14 protein-coding genes and 3 tRNA genes are annotated in these 21,349 nt (G+C 68.9%); 16 read left to right on the top strand and 1 reads right to left on the bottom strand.

The annotated features are described in order from the left end of the window. Nucleotides 1–3: 3 nt before the first annotated feature. Nucleotides 4–924, bottom strand: coding sequence for a sugar kinase (locus tag AB0P08_RS02150; RefSeq protein WP_363587846.1), 921 nt, complete (start codon nt 922–924; stop codon nt 4–6). A 167-nt stretch (nt 925–1,091) separates the two neighbouring features. Here AB0P08_RS02150 and AB0P08_RS02145 point away from each other — a divergent pair, with 167 nt between their 5' ends. From AB0P08_RS02145 to AB0P08_RS02070, 16 genes are all read left to right on the top strand, one after another. Next, on the top strand, nt 1,092–2,765 hold the full coding sequence (locus tag AB0P08_RS02145) for an ABC transporter substrate-binding protein (protein WP_363587844.1): 1,674 nt from the start codon (nt 1,092–1,094) through the stop codon (nt 2,763–2,765). 83 nt (nt 2,766–2,848) lie between these two features. Then, nucleotides 2,849–3,853, top strand: coding sequence for an ABC transporter permease (locus tag AB0P08_RS02140; RefSeq protein ID WP_363587842.1), 1,005 nt, complete (start codon nt 2,849–2,851; stop codon nt 3,851–3,853). A gap of 34 nt (nt 3,854–3,887) precedes the next feature. After that, on the top strand, nt 3,888–4,853 hold the full coding sequence (locus tag AB0P08_RS02135) for an ABC transporter permease (RefSeq protein WP_071327550.1): 966 nt from the start codon (nt 3,888–3,890) through the stop codon (nt 4,851–4,853). Beyond that, nucleotides 4,850–6,643, top strand: a complete 1,794-nt coding sequence (locus AB0P08_RS02130) for an ABC transporter ATP-binding protein (protein WP_363587840.1) — start codon at nt 4,850–4,852, stop codon at nt 6,641–6,643. Before AB0P08_RS02135 ends, AB0P08_RS02130 begins: the two co-directional genes overlap by 4 nt. A 276-nt stretch (nt 6,644–6,919) precedes the next feature. Continuing rightward, the gene (rpoB, locus tag AB0P08_RS02125) at nt 6,920–10,423 is read left to right on the top strand and encodes a DNA-directed RNA polymerase subunit beta (RefSeq protein ID WP_259952987.1); all 3,504 of its coding nucleotides are present in this window, start codon (nt 6,920–6,922) and stop codon (nt 10,421–10,423) included. A gap of 108 nt (nt 10,424–10,531) precedes the next feature. After that, on the top strand, nt 10,532–14,407 hold the full coding sequence (rpoC, locus tag AB0P08_RS02120) for a DNA-directed RNA polymerase subunit beta' (RefSeq protein WP_187663361.1): 3,876 nt from the start codon (nt 10,532–10,534) through the stop codon (nt 14,405–14,407). A gap of 203 nt (nt 14,408–14,610) precedes the next feature. Next, nucleotides 14,611–15,540: a PfkB family carbohydrate kinase gene (locus AB0P08_RS02115; protein WP_363587838.1), complete on the top strand. Its 930-nt coding sequence runs from the start codon at nt 14,611–14,613 to the stop codon at nt 15,538–15,540. Between the two features lie 86 nt (nt 15,541–15,626). Beyond that, a tRNA-Tyr gene (locus AB0P08_RS02110) sits at nt 15,627–15,711 on the top strand. 73 nt (nt 15,712–15,784) lie between these two features. Next, nucleotides 15,785–16,276, top strand: a complete 492-nt coding sequence (locus tag AB0P08_RS02105) for an FBP domain-containing protein (RefSeq protein WP_060922589.1) — start codon at nt 15,785–15,787, stop codon at nt 16,274–16,276. A 45-nt stretch (nt 16,277–16,321) separates the two neighbouring features. Further along, nucleotides 16,322–17,122: an enoyl-CoA hydratase/isomerase family protein gene (locus tag AB0P08_RS02100; RefSeq protein WP_363587836.1), complete on the top strand. Its 801-nt coding sequence runs from the start codon at nt 16,322–16,324 to the stop codon at nt 17,120–17,122. A gap of 116 nt (nt 17,123–17,238) precedes the next feature. After that, the gene (locus AB0P08_RS02095; protein WP_363587834.1) at nt 17,239–18,279 is read left to right on the top strand and encodes a hypothetical protein; all 1,041 of its coding nucleotides are present in this window, start codon (nt 17,239–17,241) and stop codon (nt 18,277–18,279) included. Next, entirely contained in the window at nt 18,279–19,073 is a 795-nt protein-coding gene (locus AB0P08_RS02090) for an inositol monophosphatase family protein (RefSeq protein WP_363588600.1), read from the top strand. Before AB0P08_RS02095 ends, AB0P08_RS02090 begins: the two co-directional genes overlap by 1 nt. Nucleotides 19,074–19,192: 119 nt before the next feature. Then, the gene (locus tag AB0P08_RS02085; protein WP_363587832.1) at nt 19,193–20,464 is read left to right on the top strand and encodes a M23 family metallopeptidase; all 1,272 of its coding nucleotides are present in this window, start codon (nt 19,193–19,195) and stop codon (nt 20,462–20,464) included. A gap of 68 nt (nt 20,465–20,532) precedes the next feature. Next, nucleotides 20,533–20,604, top strand: a tRNA-Thr gene (locus AB0P08_RS02080). A 32-nt stretch (nt 20,605–20,636) separates the two neighbouring features. Further along, a tRNA-Met gene (locus AB0P08_RS02075) sits at nt 20,637–20,710 on the top strand. A 156-nt stretch (nt 20,711–20,866) separates the two neighbouring features. Further along, nucleotides 20,867–21,346, top strand: coding sequence for a hypothetical protein (locus tag AB0P08_RS02070; protein ID WP_363587830.1), 480 nt, complete (start codon nt 20,867–20,869; stop codon nt 21,344–21,346). Nucleotides 21,347–21,349: the final 3 nt, after the last annotated feature.

The raw sequence follows: 21,349 nt of genomic DNA, 5'->3' as shown, positions 1-21,349 counted from the left end.
CGGTCAGTCGACGTGGTCCCGCGTGCTGGTGATCGCGCGCGTCGCGATGCGGTGGGCGCGGGCCAGGCTCCCACCCAGGGTCAGACCGGTCAGGACGCCCGCGAGGAAGCCCGCGGCGAACGCGTCGCCCGCTCCGATCGTCTCCACGACCGGTACGTCGAGGGCGTCGCTGGCCGCGCGCTCCGCGCCGTCGAACGCGACGGCACCGGCGGGGTCGGTCACGACCAGGTACCGCGGCTCGGGGAACAGCATCCGCAGGTCGTCCGGCGCGCTCGTCCCGAACACGGCCTCGGCATCCGGCCGGGTGCAGAAGACGATGTCGGCGCGGTGGGCGAGGTCGGTGAGCAGGGCACGCCCCTCGTCCTCCCGCCCCCGCCACAGCGCGGGGCGCCAGTTGAGATCGAAGCTGACGAGGCGGCCGGGTCGGGGCGCCGCCACCAGGGCCTCCTGGGCGGCGCGTGCGGACGGAGAGAGCGCCGGCGTGATGCCGGAGGTGTGCACGAGGGCTGCCGCGGCGAGCAGCTCCGTCGCCACCGGCGACTCCAGCGAACCCGGTGACAGCGCCGCCGCGGCCGACCCCGCACGGTAATAGTGCATGGTCCCGTCCACGGCGCCGTCCGTCCGCGGCGAGAGCTCCTTGACGTAGAGCCCCGTCGGCGCGACCGGGTCGACCTCGACGGCGCGGTCGTCGACCCCGTGCGCACGGAGCTCGGCGGTGAGGAACCGTCCGAACCCGTCGTCCCCGACGCGGGACACGACCGCGGTCCGGATGCCGGCGGAGGCGAGTGCGATCGCGGTGTTCCACTCCGCTCCGGCGAGGGAGCGGTGGAACGTGCGGCAGGTCTCGAGCGGCCCGGCGGTGGCGGAGACGAGGGCGACCAGGCCCTCGCCCAGGCACACGACGAGGGGAGTGGTGTCCGGCACGTTCTGGACATTACCGGATCGACGGCGGCCCCGCGTCGATACCGGATCGCAACATCGGACTCTTGGCATCCGCCGGGCCGCTGGGTACCTTCGAGGAATCACCGTCTCCGCGGCGACGATGCCCGGAGACGCGCAAGGAAGCGCCCGACAGGGAAGGTCATACACACATGCACCAGTCAGCCATGCCTCGGCGAGGACTCGCCGCCGTCACCGGAGCGACCATCGCCGCTCTCGCACTCGCCGGATGCGTCGCCAGCGAGCGCGGGGACAACGGGTCGGAAGGATCGGGTGACGTCGACGGCACCTTCGTCTTCGCCGCCTCCTCGGATCCCGCGAGCCTCGACCCGGCGTTCGCGCAGGACGGCGAGACCTTCCGCGTCTCCCGCCAGATCTTCGAGGGTCTGGTGGGCACGGAACCCGGCACGGCCGACCCGGCACCGCTGCTGGCGGAGTCGTGGGAGTCGTCCGAGGACGGCATGTCCCACACCTTCGCGCTGAAGGAGGGTGTGACCTTCCAGGACGGCACCCCGTTCAACGCCGAGGCCGTCTGTGCCAACTTCGACCGCTGGTACAACTGGACCGGTCTCGCCGCCTCCGAGGCCTTCGGGTACTACTACAACAAGCTCTTCAAGGGCTACGCCTCCAACCCGGAGGACGCGGTCTACAAGTCGTGCACGCCGGACGGCGACAACTCCGTCACCATCGAGCTGAACAAGCCGTTCGCCGGCTTCATCGCCTCGCTGTCGCTGCCGGCCTTCGGCATGCAGAGCCCCTCGGCGATGCAGGAGTTCGGCGCCGACGAGGTCGGCGGCACCGCCGAGGCCCCGCAGCTCTCCGAGTACGCCATGGGACACCCGGTCGGCACCGGCCCCTACCAGTTCGAGGAGTGGGCACCGGGCGAGCAGGTCAAGCTCAAGGCCTACGACGACTACTGGGGCGAGGCCGGCCAGATCGACGAGATCATCTTCCGCACCATCGACGACCCGACGGCCCGTCGCCAGGCGCTCGAGTCGGGTTCCATCGACGGCTACGACCTCGTGGGCCCCGCCGACACGAAGGCGCTGGAGGAGGACGACTTCACCATGGTGTCGCGTCCCCCGTTCACGATCCTCTACCTCGCCTTCAACCAGGCGATCCCGGAGCTGCAGGACCCGAAGGTGCGTGAGGCGCTGTCCTACGCGATCGACAAGGACGCCCTCATCAGCCAGGTCCTCCCGGAGGGCACCGAGAAGGCGACGCAGTTCGTCCCGCCGGTGGTCAACGGCTACAACGACGAGGTCACGACCTACGACTACGACCCGGAGAAGGCCAAGGAGCTCCTCGCGGAGGCGGGCTACGACGAGGCGAACCCGCTGGCGCTGGACTTCAACTACCCGGTCAACGTCTCGCGTCCGTACATGCCGGACCCCGAGCAGATCTACACCGTCCTGTCGTCGCAGCTCTCCGAGGTCGGCGTGGAGACCACCCCGGTCTCCGAGGAGTGGGTCGAGTACCTCGACCGCACCACCGGCACCGCCGACCACGGCATCCACCTGCTCGGCTGGACCGGCGACTACAACGACACCGACAACTTCGTCGGCGTCTTCTTCGGCCAGAAGAGCTCCGAGTGGGGCTTCGACAACCCGGAGCTGTTCCAGGCGCTGACCGAGGCGCGCGGGGTCTCCAACCTCGACGACCAGACGGCGCTCTACGAGGACATCAACGAGATGGTCGCGGAGTTCATCCCCGGCGTCCCGCTCGCGCACCCGGCGCCGACGCTCGCCTTCGACCCGCGCGTCGAGAGCTACCCCGCCAGCCCGGTGAACGACGAGGTCTTCACGGACATCGTCCTCACGAAGTAGGCCTGACCATTTGATATGCCGAGCCCCGGTTCCGCTCCTGCGGAACCGGGGCACGGCGTACCTTCTGATCGACGGAGAACTCTGTGCTGCGCACCATCGGCAGGCGACTGCTGTTCCTCATCCCCACCCTGTTCGGGCTCAGCATCCTGCTGTTCGCCTGGGTCAGGGCCCTCCCCGGCGGCCCCGCGGTCGCCCTCCTCGGCGAGAAGGCCACCCCGGAGGCCATCGCCAGGGTCAACGAGCTCTACGGCTTCAACAAGCCCCTCATCGAGCAGTACTTCATCTGGGTCACCCGGCTGCTGCAGGGCGACTTCGGTACGTCCATCCAGACCAACCGGCCGGTCACGGAGGAGTTCCTCCGCCGATTCCCCGCGACGATCGAGCTGAGCGTCGCTGCGCTCATCTTCGCGATCGGGGTCGGCATCCCGCTCGGATACTGGGCGGCCCGTCGCCACGGAAAGTTCACCGATCACGCGTCGGTCGTGCTGAGCCTCATCGGCATCACGATCCCGGTGTTCTTCCTCGCCTTCATCCTCAAGTACATCTTCGCCGTGCAGCTGGGCTGGCTGCCCTCGGACGGTCGGCAGGATCCACGGATCGATGCGACCCATCCCACGGGCTTCTACGTCTGGGACGGCATCATCACGGGGGAGTTCGACGCCGCGTGGGATGCGATCCTCCACCTGATCCTCCCGGCGCTCGCCCTCGGCACCATCCCGCTCGCGATCATCGTCCGCATCACCAGGGCGAGCGTGCTGGAGGTGCAGAACGCCGACTACGTGCGGACGGGGCGGGCGAAGGGCGTGGGCTCCGCCACCCTGCGCAGCCGGTTCATCCTCCGGAACGCCATGCTCCCGGTCATCACGACGATCGGTCTGCAGACGGGACTGCTCATCTCGGGGGCGGTGCTCACCGAGACGGTGTTCGCCTTCCCCGGCATCGGGTCGTTCCTCGCGCGGGCGATCTTCACGCGCGACTTCCCGGTGCTGCAAGGGTTCATCATCTTCATCGCGATCGCCTACGCCCTCATCAACCTGGCCGTGGACGTGTCGTACAGCTTCATCGATCCGAGAGTGAGAGTGCAGTGATGTCCTCCTCCCTCATCCGAAAGGAGGCGCTCGCATGAGCATCGCCCTCCCACCCGCACAGGGCCCGTCCGCCGAGAGCGGCGGGAGCATCGACACCGTCGCGATCGCCCAGGCCGACCTCAAGGACGGCGGCGGCGGCTTCTGGCGCGACGTCTTCCGCCGGCTCCGGCACAACCCGACGGCGTGGATCGGCGCCGTCATCGTGCTCCTCTTCCTGCTCGTCGCGGTGCTCGCGCCGGTCCTCGCTCCGTACCCCGAGACCGCGCTCCCTGGGGCGAAGGAGATCACGCCCACGCACATCCCCGGCCCGGGGGAGCTGCCGCAGTTCCCACTCGGTCTGGACCGGTTCGGCGGCGACGTGCTGTCGAAGCTCATCTGGGGCGCGCAGGCGTCGCTGCTGATCGGCGTCGTCTCCACCGCGATGGGTCTCGTCGGCGGCATGATCCTCGGACTCCTCGCCGGCACGTTCGGCGGCTGGGTCGACACGGTCATCATGCGCGTCGTCGACATCATCCTGTCGGTGCCGAACCTCCTGCTGGCGGTGTCGATCGCCGCGATCCTCGGGCAGACGCCGTACGCCGTGATGATCGCCATCGGGGCCTCCCAGGTGCCGATCTTCGCGCGCCTGCTGCGGGCGTCCATGCTCCAGCAGCGCTCCAGCGACTACGTGCTCTCGGCGCAGACGCTCGGTCTCGGCCGCGGCCGGATCACGATGTCGCACGTCCTCCCGAACGCCATCGGGCCGGTCATCGTGCAGGGCACCCTGACCCTCGCGACCGCGGTCATCGACGCGGCAGCGCTGTCGTTCCTCGGTCTCGGCGGCGGCGGGCCTGCGACCGCCGAGTGGGGCCGCATGCTCACGTACGCACAGGCCGAGCTGGCGATCGCCCCGTGGCTGGCGTTCCTCCCCGGCATCTGCATCGCCGTCACCGCGCTGGGCTTCACCCTGCTCGGCGAGGCGCTGCGTGAGGCCATGGACCCGAGGACGAGGGCACGATGAACATCCATGACGAGGGCGCCGTGCGCGCCGCGAAGGAGAACGGCATGGCGGACGAGCCCCTGCTGTCGGTCGAGGGCCTGGCGGTGGACTTCGCCACCATGGACGGCGTCGTGCACGCCGTCGAGGGCGTCGACCTCGAGATCCGCCCCGGGGAGACCGTGGCGATCGTCGGCGAGTCCGGTTCCGGCAAGTCGACCACCGCGATGGCGATCATCGGGCTGCTCGCGGGCGGAGGGAAGGTGGCCGCCGGCAGCATCAGACTCGACGGCAGGGACATCTCCCGCGCGTCCGAGAACGAGTTGCGGTCGATCCGCGGACGGGACATCGGCCTCGTGCCGCAGGACCCCATGTCCAACCTCAACCCGGTCGCGAAGATCGGCACCCAGGTCGCCGAGACGCTGCTCGCCCATGGCCTCGCCACCCGGCAGAACGTGCAGTCCAAGGTCGTCGAGGCGCTCACCGCCGCCGGCCTCCCCGATCCGGAGAGCCGCGCGAAGCAGTACCCGCACGAGTTCTCCGGCGGCATGCGGCAGCGGGCGCTCATCGCGATCGGTCTGGCGTGCAAGCCGCGGCTGCTCATCGCGGACGAGCCCACCAGCGCCCTGGACGTGACGGTGCAGCAGACCATCCTCGACCAGATCGGCGAGATGACCAGGGAGCTCGGCACCGCCGTGCTCCTCATCACGCACGACCTCGGGCTCGCCGCCGAGCGGGCCGAGCGGGTGATCGTGATGCACCGCGGCAAGGTCGTCGAGCAGGGCGACGCGCGTCAGATCCTGGAGGATCCGCAGCACCCGTACACCCAGTCGCTCGTGAAGGCCGCGCCGTCGGTCGCGGTGGCACGGCTGCGCCCGGAGGCCTTCGTGCAGGGCGCTTCGACAGGCTCAGCGCCCCAGGAGGAGGCGGGGTCAGCGACCCAGGAGGGCGCTCCGACAGGCTCAGCGACCCACCGTGAGCCTGGGGCCCTGAGCTCGTCGACCCCTGGGTCCCTGAGCTCGTCGAAGGGCAACATCGTCGAGATCGAGAACCTCACGAAGGTGTACCCCGTGCGTGGCAAGCACGAGGACTTCGTCGCGGTCGACGACGTCTCGCTCGCGATCCCGCGCGGGGAGACCGTCGCGATCGTGGGGGAGTCCGGATCGGGCAAGACCACGACCGCGCGCATGCTGCTCAAGGTGATCGAGCCCACGAGCGGCCTCATCCGCTACGAGGGCAAGGACATCTCGACCCTGAGCCGCGCGGAGACGAAGGACTTCCGGCAGCGGGTGCAGCCCATCTTCCAGGATCCGTACTCCAGCCTGAACCCCATGTTCACGATCGAGCGGCTGATCGCGGAGCCGCTGGAGTTCTACAAGCGGGGGAGCGGAGCGGACCGGCGCAAGCGCGTGCGGCAGCTCCTGGACGACGTCGCGCTGCCGCAGTCGATGCTGCGGCGCTACCCGTCCGAGCTCTCCGGCGGGCAGCGTCAGCGCGTGGCGATCGCGCGGGCACTGGCCCTGTCGCCTGACCTCATCGTGTGCGACGAGCCCGTGTCGGCGCTCGACGTGCTCGTGCAGGACCAGATCCTGCGGCTGCTGGGCGACCTGCAGCGGGAGTACGGCCTGAGCTACCTGTTCATCTCGCACGACCTCGCGGTGGTGCGGCTCATCAGCGACTACGTGTGCGTGATGAAGGACGGGAAGCTCGTGGAGGCCGCGACGTCGGAGGAGATCTTCACCAACCCTCGCGACCCCTACACGCGCCGCCTCCTCGCCTCGATCCCCGGCAACGAGCTCAACATCGCGTCCTGACCCGAGACCCCGGTTTCGCGTCGAAACCCCGCCCTGCCCCCGCGGCGAGGGCGGGGTTTCGACGCGAAGGCGGGGTCTCGGCCGTCCCATTACCGCAGCGAGGAAGATTGGTCAAGGATTGCGCTTGCCATGTCGTGAGATCGCGTCTATAGTTGGTAGTTGCGCTCGCTTCTCCCTGCCCTCATATGGTGGTCGGCATCTCGTGAGCTTCTGAGCGCACTCCACCTGACGACAAAGGAATCGAGAAGCCCTGCGGGGCTCACGGAGGTTATTCCCTTGGCTGCTGCTCCCAACGCATCCACATCCACCACCACCAAGAACGGACGCGGAGCTTCCCGTCTCTCGTTCGCCAAGATCTCCGACACGCTGACGGTCCCGGACCTTCTCGCCCTGCAGACCGAGTCCTTCGGTTGGCTGGTCGGCAACGACGCCTGGAAGGCGCGCGTGGCCGAGGCCAAGGCCGCCGGTCGCACCGACGTGAACGAGAACAGCGGTCTGGGCGAGATCTTCGAGGAGATCTCCCCGATCGAGGACCTCGGCGAGACGATGCAGCTGTCGTTCACGAACCCGTACCTCGAGCCCGAGAAGTACTCCATCGAGGAGTGCAAGGAGCGCGGCAAGACGTACGCGGCCCCGCTCTACGTCGAGGCCGAGTTCATGAACCACCTCACGGGTGAGATCAAGACCCAGACGGTCTTCATGGGCGACTTCCCCCTGCAGACCGACAAGGGCACGTTCATCATCAACGGCTCCGAGCGCGTCGTCGTCTCGCAGCTCGTGCGCTCGCCGGGTGTCTACTTCGACAAGACCCCCGACAAGACGTCCGACAAGGACATCGTGTCGGCGCGCGTCATCCCGAGCCGCGGCGCGTGGCTCGAGTTCGAGATCGACAAGCGCGACCAGGTCGGCGTCCGCGTCGACCGCAAGCGCAAGCAGTCCGTCACGGTCTTCCTCAAGGCGCTGGGCATGACCAGCGAGGAGATCCTCGCGGAGTTCGCCGGCTACACCTCGATCGAGGAGACGCTCGCGAAGGACACCATCGTCACCAAGGAAGACGCGCTGCGCGACATCTACCGCAAGCTGCGTCCGGGCGAGCAGGTCGCCGCCGAGGCCGCCCGCGCGCTGCTCGACAACTTCTACTTCAACCCGAAGCGCTACGACCTCGCCAAGGTCGGCCGGTACAAGATCAACCACAAGCTGGGTCTCGACACCCCGCTGACGGAGTCGGTGCTGACGGTGCAGGACATCGTCGCCACCATCAAGTACCTCGTGCGTCTGCACGCGGGCACCGAGGAGACCTTCGAGGGCATCCGCGGCGGCAAGAAGACCGAGATCCGTCTCGCGACCGACGACATCGACAACTTCGGCAACCGTCGCATCCGCGCGGTCGGCGAGCTGATCCAGAACCAGGTCCGCACCGGTCTGTCCCGCATGGAGCGCGTCGTCCGCGAGCGTATGACCACGCAGGACATCGAGGCCATCACGCCGCAGACCCTGATCAACGTGCGTCCCGTCGTCGCCGCGATCAAGGAGTTCTTCGGAACCTCGCAGCTGTCGCAGTTCATGGACCAGAACAACCCGCTCGCGGGTCTGACCAACAAGCGTCGTCTGTCGGCTCTGGGCCCCGGTGGTCTGAGCCGCGACCGCGCCGGCGTCGAGGTCCGTGACGTCCACCCCTCGCACTACGGCCGCATGTGCCCGATCGAGACCCCGGAAGGCCCGAACATCGGCCTGATCGGTGCGCTCGCGACCTTCGCGCGCATCAACTCGTTCGGCTTCATCGAGACCCCGTACCGCAAGGTCGTCGACGGTGTCGTGACCGACCAGATCGACTACCTGACCGCCTCCGAGGAGGTCGACTACAACATCGCGCAGGCCAACGCGCCGCTCGATGCGAAGGGTCGCTTCCGCGAGAGCCACGTGCTCGCGCGCCCGAAGGGCGGCAGCGGTGAGGTCGACCTGTTCCTCCCGGAGGAGATCGGCTACATCGACGTCTCGCCGCGCCAGATGGTGTCGGTCGCGACCTCGCTCGTGCCCTTCCTCGAGCACGACGACGCGCAGCGCGCGCTCATGGGCGCCAACATGCAGCGTCAGGCCGTGCCGCTGCTCCGCAGCGACTCGCCGCTCGTCGGAACCGGTATGGAGGGCTACACCGCCATCGACGCCGGTGACGTGATCACCGCCGAGAAGGCCGGTGTCGTCTCCGAGGTCTCCGCGGACCGCGTCGTGGTCATGCTCGACGAGGGCGGCACGCAGGAGTACCACCTGCGCAAGTTCGACCGCTCGAACCAGGGCACCTCCTACAACCAGAAGGTCGTCGTCAACGCCGGTGAGCGCGTCGAGGTCGGAGAGGTCATCGCCGATGGCCCCGCCACCGAGAACGGCGAGCTGGCCCTCGGAAAGAACCTCCTCGTCGCGTTCATGACGTGGGAGGGCTACAACTTCGAGGACGCCATCATCCTGAGCCAGGACCTGGTGAAGGACGACACCCTCTCCTCGATCCACATCGAGGAGTACGAGGTCGACGCCCGCGACACGAAGCTCGGCAAGGAGGAGATCACCCGTGACCTCCCCAACGTCAGCCCGGAGCTGCTGAAGGACCTCGACGAGCGCGGCATCATCCGCATCGGCGCCGAGGTCCGCCCCGGCGACATCCTCGTCGGCAAGGTCACGCCGAAGGGCGAGACCGAGCTGTCGGCCGAGGAGCGCCTGCTCCGCGCGATCTTCAACGAGAAGAGCCGCGAGGTCCGCGACACGTCCCTGAAGGTGCCGCACGGCGAGCAGGGCACGATCATCGCGGTCAAGGAGTTCAACGCCGAGGACGGCGACGACGAGCTCGGCTCCGGCGTCAACCGCCGCGTCGTGGTCTACATCGCCCAGAAGCGCAAGATCACCGAGGGTGACAAGCTCGCCGGCCGCCACGGCAACAAGGGTGTCATCGCGAAGATCCTCCCCATCGAGGACATGCCGTTCCTCTCGGACGGCACGCCGGTCGACATCGTCCTCAACCCGCTCGGCATCCCGGGCCGAATGAACTTCGGCCAGGTGCTCGAGACCCACCTCGGGTGGATCGCGAAGCAGGGCTGGAAGGTCGAGGGCACCCCGGAGTGGGCCGCCAAGCTGCCGCAGCAGGCCTTCGAGGCCGCGCCCGGCACCAAGGTCGCCACCCCGGTGTTCGACGGTGCCAGCGAGGAGGAGATCTCCGGTCTGCTCGACTCGACGCTCCCGACCCGTGACGGCCTGCGCCTGATCGACTCGAGCGGCAAGACGCAGCTGTTCGACGGCCGCTCCGGCGAGCCGTTCCCGGCGCCGATCTCCGTGGGCTACATGTACATCCTGAAGCTCCACCACCTGGTGGACGACAAGATCCACGCCCGCTCCACCGGTCCGTACTCGATGATCACCCAGCAGCCGCTCGGTGGTAAGGCGCAGTTCGGTGGACAGCGCTTCGGTGAGATGGAGGTGTGGGCCCTCGAGGCCTACGGTGCGGCGTACGCCCTCCAGGAGCTCCTCACGATCAAGTCCGACGACATCCTCGGCCGCGTCAAGGTGTACGAGGCGATCGTCAAGGGCGAGAACATCCAGGAGCCCGGCATCCCCGAGTCGTTCAAGGTGCTCATGAAGGAGATGCAGTCGCTCTGCCTGAACGTCGAGGTCCTCTCGGCCGACGGCACGCTGGTCAACCTCCGCGACACCGACGACGAGGCGTTCCGCGCCGCAGAGGAACTCGGTATCAACATCTCCAGCCGCTTCGAGGCCGCCTCGATCGACGAGATCTAACCCTTCGACGGGCTCAGGGACCCAGGTTCCTGGGATCAGGACCCACCGGGTCGCTGAGCCCGTCGAAGCCCAGACTTCTCAAAAAGAATTTCCGACACAGGAGAACTAGTGCTCGAGTCCACAACTTTCGATGAGCTTCGCATCGGCCTGGCGACCGCAGACCACATCCGCGCGTGGTCCTACGGCGAGGTCAAGAAGCCCGAAACCATCAACTACCGCACCCTCAAGCCGGAGAAGGACGGTCTCTTCGGAGAGCAGATCTTCGGCCCGTCCCGCGACTGGGAGTGCGCCTGCGGCAAGTACAAGCGCGTCCGCTTCAAGGGCATCGTCTGCGAGCGCTGCGGCGTGGAGGTCACCAAGAGCTCCGTCCGTCGTGAGCGCATGGGTCACATCGAGCTCGCCGCTCCCGTCACCCACATCTGGTACTTCAAGGGCGTGCCCTCGCGCCTCGGCTACCTGCTGGACATGGCGCCGAAGGACCTCGAGAAGGTCATCTACTTCGCCGCGTACATGGTCATCTCGGTCGACGAGGACGCCCGTCACCGCGACCTGGGCACCCAGGAGAACAACATCCGTCTCGAGCTGAAGACGCTCGGCGACCGCCGCGACTCGAAGATCGCGGAGCGCCTGGCGAAGCTGGAGGAGGAGCTCGCGGCCCTCGAGGCCGAGGGTGCCAAGGCCGACGCCAAGAAGAAGGTCAAGGACGCCGCCGAGAAGGAGATGTCGCTCATCCGCAAGGGTGCCGACGAGGCGATCCTGAAGCTGGAGCGCGTGTGGGAGGACTTCCGCACGCTCGAGGTCGGTGCCCTGCGCCCGGAGGACGACGTCTTCCACGAGCTGCAGGACCGCTTCGGCCAGTACTTCGAGGCCTACATGGGTGCCGAGGCGATCCAGCGTCGCCTGGCCGCTTTCGACCTGGCCGCCGAGGCCGAGAACCTGCGTCTGCAGATCTCGGAGGGCAAGGGCCAGCGCAAGATCCGTGCGATCAAGCGCCTCAAGGTCGTCAGCTCGTTCCTCGAGACCGGCATGAGCCCGGCCGCGATGGTTCTCGACGTCGTCCCGGTCATCCCGCCGGAGCTGCGTCCGATGGTCCAGCTCGACGGTGGCCGCTTCGCGACCTCCGACCTGAACGACCTGTACCGCCGCGTGATCAACCGCAACAACCGTCTCCGTCGCCTGATCGACCTCGGTGCCCCCGAGATCATCGTCAACAACGAGAAGCGGATGCTGCAGGAGGCCGTCGACGCCCTGTTCGACAACGGCCGCCGCGGTCGGCCCGTCACCGGTACCGGCAACCGCGCCCTGAAGTCCCTGAGCGACATGCTCAAGGGAAAGCAGGGTCGCTTCCGCCAGAACCTGCTCGGCAAGCGCGTCGACTACTCGGGCCGTTCGGTCATCGTCGTCGGCCCGCAGCTGAAGCTGCACCAGTGCGGTCTGCCCAAGCAGATGGCGCTCGAGCTCTTCAAGCCGTTCGTCATCAAGCGCCTGATCGACCTCGGTCACTCGCAGAACATCAAGGCCGCGAAGCGCGCCGTCGAGCGCACCCGTCCCGAGGTCTGGGACGTGCTCGAGGAGATCATCCGCGAGCGTCCGGTGCTGCTGAACCGTGCACCCACCCTGCACCGTCTCGGCATCCAGGCGTTCGAGCCGCAGCTCGTCGAGGGCAAGGCCATCCAGCTGCACCCGCTCGTCTGCGCGGCGTTCAACGCCGACTTCGACGGTGACCAGATGGCCGTGCACCTGCCGCTGTCGGTCGAGGCTCAGGCCGAGGCCCGCGTGCTGATGCTCGCGTCGAACAACATCCTGAAGCCGTCGGACGGCCGTCCGGTGACCCTGCCCTCGCAGGACATGATCATCGGTCTGCACCACCTGACGACGGTCAAGGCCGGCGCCAAGGGCGAGGGTCGTGCGTTCGGCTCCGTCGGCGAGGCACAGCTCGCGTACGACGAGGGCACGCTCGACCTGCAGGCGAAGGTCCGCATCCGCATCCCGGGTCTGGCCTTCCTCGAGGGCGAGGCTCCCGAGGGCTACGAGAAGCACGGCCTGGTCGACGCTTCGCTGGGTCAGGCGATCTTCAACGACGCGCTCCCGAAGGGCTACCCCTTCGTGCGCGAGCAGGCCGACAAGGGCAAGCTGTCGCAGATCGTCAACAAGCTGGCCGAGGAGTACCCCAAGGTCGAGACGGCCGCCACGCTGGACCGCATCAAGGACGCCGGTTTCTACTGGGCGACCCGTTCGGGTGTGACCGTCGCGCTGAGCGACATCCTCACCCCGCCGAACAAGGCGGAGATCGTCGCGGGCTACGAGAAGCAGGCCGCGAAGGTCCAGTCCCAGTACGAGAAGGGCCTCACGACCGACGCCGAGCGTCGTCAGGAGCTCATCAAGATCTGGACGGAGGCGACCGACGAGGTGCAGGCCGCGATGAAGGCGCACTTCCCGGAGGACAACACCATCAACCGCATGGTGTCCTCCGGCGCCCGTGGTAACTGGCTGCAGATCCGGAACATCGCCGGTATGCGTGGTCTGGTGAACAACCCCAAGGGTGAGATCATCCCGCGTCCGATCATCTCCTCGTACCGCGAGGGTCTGTCGGTGGCGGAGTACTTCATCGCGACGCACGGTACCCGTAAGGGTCTGGCCGACACCGCTCTGCGTACCGCCGACTCGGGTTACCTGACCCGTCGTCTGGTGGACGTCTCGCAGGACGTCATCATCCGCGAAGAGGACTGCGGCACGTCGAAGGGCCTCGAGCTCCCGATCGCCGCTCCGAACTCGCAGGGTGAGCTGGTGCGCGACGCGAACGTCGAGAACTCGGTGTTCGCCCGCACGCTGGCCTCCGACGTGGTGAGCGAGTCGGGCGAGGTTCTCGCTTCGGCCGGCGACGACGTGGGCGACGTGCTCATCGACAAGCTCGTCGGACTCGGTGTCGAGACCATCAAGGTCCGTTCGGTCCTGACGTGCGACTCCGCCGTCGGTGTGTGCGCGCAGTGCTACGGCCGTTCGCTCGCGACCGGCAAGACCGTGGACATCGGCGAGGCGGTCGGCATCATCGCGGCCCAGTCGATCGGTGAGCCCGGTACCCAGCTGACGATGCGTACCTTCCACACCGGTGGTTCGGCGTCGGCGGATGACATCACGCAGGGTCTGCCCCGTGTGCAGGAGCTGTTCGAGGCGCGTACCCCCAAGGGTGCATCGCCGATCGCGGAGGCCGACGGCCGCATCACGATCGACGAGACCGAGAAGGCCAAGAAGGTCATCCTGACGCCCGACAACGGCGACGAGCCCGTCGTCTACCCGGTGCTGAAGCGTGCCACCCTCCTCGTCGAGGACGGCCAGCACGTCTCGGTCGGTCAGCCCCTGCAGGTCGGCACGCTCGACCCCAAGGAGGTCATGCGCGTCATGGGTGCCCGCGAGGTGCAGAAGTACCTCGTCGGCGGCGTCCAGGGCGTCTACCGCTCGCAGGGTGTGCCGATCCACGACAAGCACATCGAGGTCATCGTCCGCCAGATGCTCCGCAAGGTCACCGTCGTCGATCACGCCGACACGACCCTGCTGCCGGGTGAGATGGTCGACCTGAAGCGCTACCAGCAGATCAACCGCGAGGCCGTGGCCGAGGGCAAGCGCCCCGCGTCCGGTCGCCCGGAGCTGATGGGTATCACGAAGGCGTCGCTCGCGACCGAGTCGTGGCTGTCCGCTGCGTCCTTCCAGGAGACGACCCGCGTGCTCACGCAGGCCGCCATGGAGGGCAAGCGCGACCCGCTGGTCGGTCTCAAGGAGAACGTCATCATCGGGAAGCTCATCCCCGCCGGTACCGGTCTCTCGAAGTACCGCGACGTCACGGTCGAGGCCACCGAGGAAGCCAAGAGCGAGCGCTACCCGAACCGGATCTTCGCATCCGACGGCGCGTACGCGGACGGCGACTTCGGCTACGTCGACTTCGACGCGTTCTCGACGGACGACATCACCCCCGGTACCTACAACTGAGGTGTGAGTGAGTGAACGAAGGCCCCGGGGTTCTCCCCGGGGCCTTCGTCGTCCCTCGGCCCGTTCGGGTGTGCACAACTCAGGAGATCCAGGACGGCAGGCCGCCGTCGGCTGCTCGTGACGGCATGGAGGCCCAGGTCTCCTGAGTTATGCACACGGTTCGGCGCTGCTTCGGGGCGCGGGCGGCGCGGTAGGGTCGGCGAGTGAGCACTGAGACTTCCCCCGGCGGCGCGGCCGTCGTCATCGGAGACGCCCTGATCGACGAGATCCGGGATGACAGCGGCGTCCGCGAGTTCGTCGGCGGAGCCGCCCTGAACGTAGCGGTGGGACTGCGCCGGCTCGGAATCCCCACGACCCTCATCGCGATGGTGGGGGAGGACGTCGCGGGCGCACACATCCGCGAGTACCTGACCGATCACGGCGTGCGGCTGATCGCGAGCGCGGCACCGCACGGGTCGTCGCGGGCCGTCGTGACCCGGGCCGCGAACGGCGAGCCAAGCTACGTCTTCAACCGCGCGGCCCAGGAGCGGACCATCCGGTACTCGGACGAGGCGAGGGCCGCCATCGGCGACGCGGACATCGTCGCCGTGAGCTGCTTCCCCTTCGATGCCCCCGAGGAGGTCGACGCCCTCGCGGCCGCAGTGGAGGGCGCGCGGCTGGCGATCGATCCGAACCCGCGCACCGGCATGCTGTCCGACCGTGAAGAGTTCGTCCGCGGCTTCGAGCGGCTGGCTTCGCGGGCGGAGCTGGTGAAGGTCGGGGCCGACGACGCCGCCGTGCTCTACGACGGCGACCTCGACGCCCTGCGCGCGCGGCTCCGGAGCCTCGGAGTCACCGCTGTGCTCGCGACGGCCGGGGCAGACGGCGCGGTGCTCGAGTCGGACGGCGGGTCGGTCTCGGCTCCCATCTCGGCGCTCCCTGGACGCGTGGTCGACACCGTGGGGGCTGGGGATGCGACTCTCGCCGCCGTCGCCGCCGGGCTGGTGGACGGCGGCCCGAAGACGGCCGAGGAGTGGACGGCCCTGCTCACGCGCGCGATGGATGTGGCCGCCGCGACCTGCCGCGCCGAGAGCGGGCTGCTGCGCACGCCGGAGTCGCTGGCCGTCACCGACCGCGGCGTGTACGGGAGCTGACGCCTCGATTTCTCGCGCCCGCATCCGGCAGGTATGATTGATCTTCGTGCCCCCGGTTGGCTGTTCAAGTCGGACGGGTGCGCTCTGGCGAGTTACCCAAGTGGCCAAAGGGATCTGACTGTAAATCAGCCGTCTTCGACTTCGGGGGTTCGAATCCCTCACTCGCCACCACAGAAGCCCCCGCTCGCGGGGGCTTCTCCCGTCTTCCGGCCTCACCTCCGCGCCGAGTTCCTAGACTGGAGCGATGCGACCTCTCACCGAAGCCGACGTCCGGGCCTCGTTCGTGAACGCGGACGCCGACGAGCTGCGCGTCATGGAGATGCCGCACGACTTCCTCCTCGTTGACTGGGACTATCTCGACTTCTTCGCCTGGCGCGACCCGAGTGCCGGCAAGCGCGGCTACGTCCTGATCCCGCACGAGGGGCGCGTGGTCGGCGTGGTGCTGCGGGCGTCGGAACCAGGGCGCGGGCGCTCCGGCATGTGCAACATCTGCCACACGATGCAGCCGGGCAACCAGGTGGCGTTGTTCGCCGCCCGGCGCACGGGGGAGGCGGGGGAGCGCGGCGACTCGGTCGGCACCTACATCTGCGCCGACCTGTCCTGCCACGAGAACGTGCGCCTGGCGCATCCGCTCGCACCGAACGAGATCCGGGCGGCGGGACAGGTCGACTTCCGACTCGACGGCACCCGGCGGCGGATGGAGCGGTTCGTCGCTCGGGTCTGGGACGGCTCCTGAGCGCGACTAGCCTGGAGGCATCCGCCTGTGCTCGAAGGAGAAGCCATGAGTGATGCCATCCTGTTCGCTGTTGACGAGGGGATGGCGCGGCTGACGCTGAACCGTCCGACCCGCCTCAATGCCTTCAACGCCGATCTGGCGTACGCCTGGCGGGATGCGACGGTCGAGGCGACGTCGCGGGACGACGTGCAGGCCATCCTCATCGACGCGGCGGGGCCGGCGTTCTGCGCGGGCGGCGACGTGATCGACATGGCGACGACCATGGGGTCGTCCGGGGCGGAGATCACCGCGCTCGCGGAGGTCATCAACACCGGGATCCGCGCGCTCACGGAGTCGAGCGTGCCCGTGGTCGCTGCCGCGCACGGGACGACGGCCGGCGGTGGACTCGGCATCCTGCTCGCCACGGACTACGCGGTGGTGGGCTCGCGGTCGCAGCTCGGGAGCCTGTACGCGAACATCGGCCTCACGCCCGACCTCTCCGTGTCGGCGCAGCTCGCGCGGGCCGTCGGCCAGCGTCGCGCCCTCCAGCTGGTGCTGCAGGACCGGCTGCTCACCGCCGCGGAGGCCCTCGACTGGGGTCTGGTGGCCGAGGTCGTGGAGGGCGAGGACGGCAGGACGGAAGCCGACCGGGTGCGTGCGCGGGCCGAGGAGGTCGCGCGGTTCTGGCTCGCCGGGGCCGCCGACGCGTACGGACAGGCCAAGCGGCTGGTGCGGTCGCAGCCGGAGCGCACGTTCGCCGAGCAGTTGAGCGAGGAGGCCCGGTCCATCGGCGTCGCCCTGGAGACCCCGGACGCGCAGGCGCGGGTCGCGGCCTTCGCTGCGGCATCCGCGAAGAAGGCCGGCTGACCCCTCCTCCCCAGAGCGCGGTCGCTTCCCGATCTCCCGCGCGCCTGAGGGAAGCCGGAACAAGCGGGCCTGCGCGTGGCAGGATGAAGGCATCGCCGCTCGACGAGAGGATCCCCATGTCCCATCCGGACACCGCCCGGCTGCAGCCGCAGGGTGACAAGAAGAACATGTCGCTGCTCATCAGGGGGTCGCTGTGGGTCGCCATCGGCGCCCTCATCGCCGCCGCACTGGTCTGCGTCGTGTGGGTCCTGGTCGGTGATCAGAACGGCCTCATCGGTCGTGCCTTCCTCACGATCCTCCTGCTCGCCGCCTTCGCCGGAATCGCCATCCTCGAGGCGGGCCTCGCGCCGAACCGGCCGGACTGGCTCCAGCTCGCCAGCATGGTCACCTGGGTCGTCGCGCTCCTCGTCGGCCTCGTGAAGATCTGGCTTCCGGAAGACGGCCTCTATTTCGGCGCGGAGCGCTTCTTCCAGCTGCTGCTCGTGATCGGGATCCTTCAGCTCGCACTGCTCCACGTGCGGCTGTTCACCCGTGCCGCGCAGCGACACGTCACGACCTTCACGAAGGTGATCCACATCGTGACGATCGTCTTCCTCGGTGCCCTCGTCGCGCTGCTGGTGTTCTTCCTCGCGTTCCCGAACACCTTCGACTACACCGAGCTGTACTGGCGCATCGTCGTCGCCCTCACGATCCTCGTCGCCGTGGGCACCACGCTGATTCCGCTGCTGAACGCCCTGTTCGCGCCGAAGAAGGCCCCCGCCGCCCGTCCCGTCGCTTCCGCCCCGTCCTGGCCGACCTACGCCGATGGGATCACGCCGCTCCCGGTCCTCCCGGACGGCAGCCCGGACTGGAACGCCTACTACACGGGGTACCCCTCGACGGCCCCTCAGGCGCTGGGTCAGGCGCCCGCCACGGCGTTCCCCGTGGCGACGCCGCCCCTCGCGCCGACGACTCCGGCCCTTCCCGACTTCGGCGCTCCTCCCGCTCCGGGACCCGTGCCGCCCGCGCCTGACCGACCCGCTCCGCCGCAGCCGGCGTCGGCACCCGCTCAGCCGGCGCCTCCGCAGCCGGCCCCGCCGCAGCCCGCGTCGCCCGCCCAGGGCGAGCCCCCGGCCTTCCCGCCGCCGCCGCCCGCCCCCTCGCACCCGGCGCCGTGATCGACGCTCTCGCGCTCAGCGCCCTGGCGGCCGAGATCGCCGAGGAGGCGGGAGCTCTCGCTCGGACCCGTCGACGGGAGGGCGTACGCCTCGCCGCGACAAAGTCGACGCTCGCCGACATCGTCACGGACGCCGACCGCGAAGTCGAGGAGCTGATCCGCGAGCGCCTGCGCGCGGCGCGACCGGCGGACGGCTTCCTCGGTGAGGAGTCGGGCGCGGCCACCGGCGACAGCGGGATCACCTGGGTGGTCGACCCCATCGACGGCACGGTCAACTACGCCTACGGCATCCCGGCGTACAACGTGAGCATCGCAGCCGTCAGCGGTCCGCCGGAGCCGGACGAGTGGGAGGCGCTGGCCGCGGCCGTGCACGCACCCGCCGTGGGGGAGACCTTCACGGCTGCTCGCGGCCACGGGGCCTGGTCGGACGGCGTCCGGCTCGCGGTCACCGAGGTGACCGACGCCGGCGCGCTCCTGGCGACCGGGTTCGGCTACGACCCGACGACCCACGACGGCGACCTCGCGACGGTCCGGCGGGTGATGCCGATCGCCCGTGACCTCCGTCGTATGGGGTCGGCGGCCCTGGATCTGGCCTATGTGGCGGCCGGCCGACTGGACGGATATTTCGAGCGCGGGCTCAAGCCGTGGGACCATGCCGCGGGCGCGCTGCTCGTCCAGGAGGCGGGTGGCCGGGTCAGCCGGATCGATCGGGAAGCGCCGCGGCCTTTCCTGATCGCGGGCGGCGTGACCCTGCACGACCGACTCCGCGCTATCCTCGATGAGGAAAAACCCTGACCGATCCATGGCATTCACAGGTCGATCGGGGTAGTGTTTACCCGATCGTTACTTTCACCACCCGAAGGTGAGAGTTGTCATTGCGCCCCCGAGCATCACGAACGACCGAGAGATTAGCTTTGCCCTTCGAGAACCCCCAGGCTGCCGCTGCGCCCACGCGCCGGTCCAGCCGCCCTCGCACTGCGGCCTCCGAGGCCTCGGCGAGCGGGTCGACGGCGCCCCTCGCTGACGCGGAGACCGTGATCGCCCTCGCTGCTGTCATCCCGCTCTCCCGTCGCGCCGCGCGTCAGCGTCAGGCCGACGTCCCTCCGGTGCCCGTCGCGCCGGAGGAGCCGTTCATTGCGGCGGCTCCCGCGCCTGCCATCGCCGATGTCCCCGCGTCGCCCGTCGTCGCGGAGATCGTCGAGAAGGCCGAGGACACGGTTCCAGTCGAGGACATCGCCCCGGCGTCGGAGCCCTTCGTCGCCGAAGCTGACGCCGAGGGTGACGCCTTCGAGCGCGCCTCCCGCGCCTTCCGCACCACCGGCTCCATCCCGACGTCGTCGGCGTCCCGCCGTTCGGCCTTCGCCCCGAATGCCGCGTCGCAGACCGCGCCGAAGATCGACACCGCAGGCCTCGCGGCCGTCGGTCCTCGCCGCACGCGCAGCATCCGCAAGGCCCTCACTGCCGGTGCCACCGTCGGAGCAATGGGCCTCGCCGGCCTCCTGGCCGTGTCCATGACGCTTCCTGCGGAGGCGGTCGCCGCCGCCCAGGGCGGCTCCCTCGCCTCGACCTCCCTCGTCACCGCCGCGGCTGCTGACGCAGCAGGCTCGGCGGACGACGAGATCCAGGCCTTCGTCGCGCCATCCGGCGTGCAGAACGAGCCCCTCTCGCGGGCCGACAACTTCAGCACCGTCTCGCTCGTCGAGGTCGCCGCGGAGCAGGGCATCAACTACTCCGGCGAGATCTTCACGAACGACCCGGATGCCGCCATCCAGTGGCCGTTCCTCGTCGGCGTGGGCATGAGCTACGGCTACGGCATGCGCAGCGGACGCCTCCACGAGGGCATCGACTTCGTGCCGGGCAACGGTGCGCCCATCCAGGCCATCGCCGACGGCACCGTCCGCATCGCGACCGAGCAGGGTGCCGCCTACGGGGTCACGGTCTACATCGACCACGTCATCGACGGCTCGGTCATCACGAGCCACTACTCGCACATGCAGTACGGCTCGCTGCAGGTGAAGGCGGGCGACAAGGTCAAGGTCGGCGACATCGTCGGCAAGACCGGTAACACCGGCCGCTCCTACGGGGCGCACCTGCACTTCGAGCTCATCGTGAACGGGACGACCATCGACCCGATGCCGTGGCTCAAGAAGAACGCCGGACGCACGTCGCTCACCTCGGAGGAGTGACCGTCTCGATTTCATGAGGACGCCACAGTGATGGTATTCTCGTGTGGTTGCCCCGCGAGGGGCAGCACGCCCCGATAGCTCAGTGGCAGAGCACTTCCATGGTAAGGAAGGGGTCGTCAGTTCAATCCTGACTCGGGGCTCGGAGTTCGCATCTGCGATGCGGATGCCGTGCGGCAGGGTAGCTCAGTTGGTGAGAGCGCACGACTCATAATCGTGAGGTCGCGGGTTCAAGCCCCGCTCCTGCTACAGAATGAAACCCCCGGAACCTTCCGGGGGTTTTGTCGTCTCCGACCTCAGTGCCGGGATACCGTCCTCACCCCGCGCGGAGCGTCCTAGAGTGTGTGACGCGTCGGCCTCCCGGCCGGCCACCGAGATGGCGGGCATCGAGGGACGAGGTCTGCCGTGTCTGCGCCCGATCGCCGTGCGAGCATCGTGTTCCGGGACGCCCGGCGCGCCCTGGAGGAAGCCGTCGCGGACGGGCGCGGTCATTCCCTCGGGCTCGAAACGCTCGCGCCGCACGAGTCCTGGGACCTGCTGGTCGCCGAAGGGTACGGGCGCGCGTTGCTGACCGGCGCCCTCGCCGGGGCACTCGCCGGGGTGCTGCGACACGGCGTGACCGTCGCCGACGTGCTGAGCTGTCCTGCGGTCCCTCTCGGGGTCGAGCTCGGGACGAGATCCCTCCGGCTCGTCATGGGGTGGCTCGCGGACGGCGTGGCCGAGATGGACGATGCCGTCGTGTCGCGGACGATGGTGGCCGGCGTCGCCGACGATCTCATCGGTGCCTCCGACGCGGCCCTGGCCGTCGGCGATGCGCACCGGGTGGCCGTGCTGGTCTTCGCGATCGCGGCCGTCGGCACGCACGCCGTCTGGCGTGCGGTGTGATCC

It is taken from the genome of Microbacterium meiriae (assembly GCF_040686935.1).
Taxonomy (GTDB): Bacteria; Actinomycetota; Actinomycetes; order Actinomycetales; family Microbacteriaceae; genus Microbacterium; species Microbacterium meiriae.
Note: the sequence above shows the minus strand (reverse complement) of the source record. Positions and strands in the feature narration are given on the sequence as shown.